At 69.0% G+C, this 1,730-nt stretch carries 2 protein-coding genes; both read right to left on the reverse strand.

Annotation, left to right across the window (positions count from 1 at the left end):
• Positions 1-42 precede the first annotated feature (42 nt).
• Positions 43-969 (reverse strand): electron transfer flavoprotein subunit alpha/FixB family protein, encoded by a 927-nt coding sequence (locus PARHAE_RS00165; protein ID WP_126152589.1) that lies wholly within the window; start codon positions 967-969, stop codon positions 43-45.
• Positions 969-1,727: an electron transfer flavoprotein subunit beta/FixA family protein gene (locus PARHAE_RS00170; RefSeq protein WP_126152590.1), complete on the reverse strand. Its 759-nt coding sequence runs from the start codon at positions 1,725-1,727 to the stop codon at positions 969-971. The genes PARHAE_RS00165 and PARHAE_RS00170 overlap by 1 nt, the downstream gene beginning before the upstream one ends.
• Positions 1,728-1,730 lie beyond the last annotated feature (3 nt).

Here is a 1,730-nt window from a genome sequence, read left to right on the forward strand (position 1 = left end):
CCCCCCGGACCCCCCGAGGATGTTTCCGCACAGAAGATGGTCCTAGAGCTTTCCGGTCAGTTCGGGCACCACGGTAAAGAGGTCTCCCACCAGTCCGTAGTCTGCGATCTGGAAGATGGGGGCTTCCTCGTCCTTGTTGATGGCGACGATGACCTTGCTGTCCTTCATGCCCGCCAGGTGCTGGATGGCGCCGGAGATACCCACTGCCACATACAGTTCGGGCGCCACCACCTTGCCGGTCTGGCCGACCTGCCAGTCGTTCGGCGCATAGCCCGAATCGACCGCCGCGCGCGAGGCGCCGACCGCCGCGCCCAGCTTGTCGGCCAGGGCCTCGATGATCGCGAACTGCTCTTTCGAGCCGACGCCGCGGCCGCCCGAGACCACCCGGCCCGCCGAGGTCAGCTCCGGCCGGTCCGACGCCGCCACCTCGTCATTCAGCCAGCCCGACAGCGCCGGGTCCTCCGCCAGGGCCGCATCCGCGACCGGCGCGGAGCCGCCCGCCCCCGCCGCCTCGAAGCTGGCGGTGCGGATCGTCAGCACCTTCTTCGCGTCCTTCGACCGCACCGTCTGGATGGCGTTGCCGGCATAGACCGGGCGTTCGAACGTGTCGGCATCGACCACCTTCGACACCTCGGGGATCACCATCGCGTCCAGCAGCGCCGCCACCCGCGGCATCACGTTCTTGGCGTCCGTCGTGGCCGGCGCCGCGACATGATCGTACGCGCCCGCCAGCGAGACGATCAGCGCCGCCGTCGGCTCGGCCAGGCGGTGGCCGTAGCGAGCGTCCTCGGCCACCAGGACGCGGGCGACCCCGGCGATGGTCGCGGCCTCGGCGGCGGCGGCGCGGGCCTGCGCCCCGGCGCAGAGCACCGTCACGTCGCCCAGCGAGGCAACGGCATTCACGGCCTTGGCGGTGGCGTCGCGGTTCAGCACCCCGTTCGTGACTTCGCCCAGCAGAAGAACGGCCATCAGATCACCCCCGCTTCTTTCAGTTTCAAAACCAGTTCGTCGGCCGAGCCGACCCTGATGCCGGCCTTGCGCCCCTCGGGTTCGCGCGTGGAGACGATTTCCAGACGCGGGCTGACATCGACGCCGTAATCGGCGGCGGTCTTCTCCTCCAGCGGCTTCTTCTTGGCCTTCATGATGTTCGGCAGCGACGCGTAGCGCGGCTCGTTCAGGCGCAGGTCGGCGGTGACCACGGCGGGCAGCGCCACGCTGATCGTCTGCAGGCCGCCGTCGACCTCGCGCGTGACCTTGGCGCTGTCGCCCTCGATCTCGAGCCTGCTGGCGAAGGTCGCCTGGCCCCAGCCCAGAAGCGCCGCCAGCATCTGCCCGGTCGCGTTCATGTCGTTGTCGATGGCCTGCTTGCCGGCGATCACCAGCCGCGGCTGCTCGGCCTCGACCACCGCCCTGAGGATCTTGGCCACCGCCAGGGGTTCGATGTCCTGGTGCACGTCCTCCGAGGCCACCACCAGGATCGCCCGGTCCGCGCCCATCGCCAGCGCCGTGCGCAGCGTCTCGGCCGCCTGACGCACGCCGATGCTGACCGCGATCACCTCCTCGGCCTTGCCGGCTTCCTTCAGGCGGATCGCCTCCTCGACCGCGATCTCGTCGAACGGGTTCATCGACATCTTCACATTCGCCAAGTCAACCCCAGACCCGTCAGCTCGAACCCGAGCCTTCACGTTGTAGTCAATAACCCGCTTCACGGGCACCAGAATCTTCATGGG

The organism is Paracoccus haematequi (assembly GCF_900631945.1).
GTDB lineage: Bacteria > Pseudomonadota > Alphaproteobacteria > Rhodobacterales > Rhodobacteraceae > Paracoccus > Paracoccus haematequi_A.

Coding starts and splice junctions, on each gene's coding strand:
- PARHAE_RS00170 (WP_126152590.1), bottom strand. CDS start 1,727: ATGAAGATTCTGGTGCCCGTGAAGCGGGTTATTGACTACAACGTGAAG.
- PARHAE_RS00165 (WP_126152589.1), bottom strand. CDS start 969: ATGGCCGTTCTTCTGCTGGGCGAAGTCACGAACGGGGTGCTGAACCGC.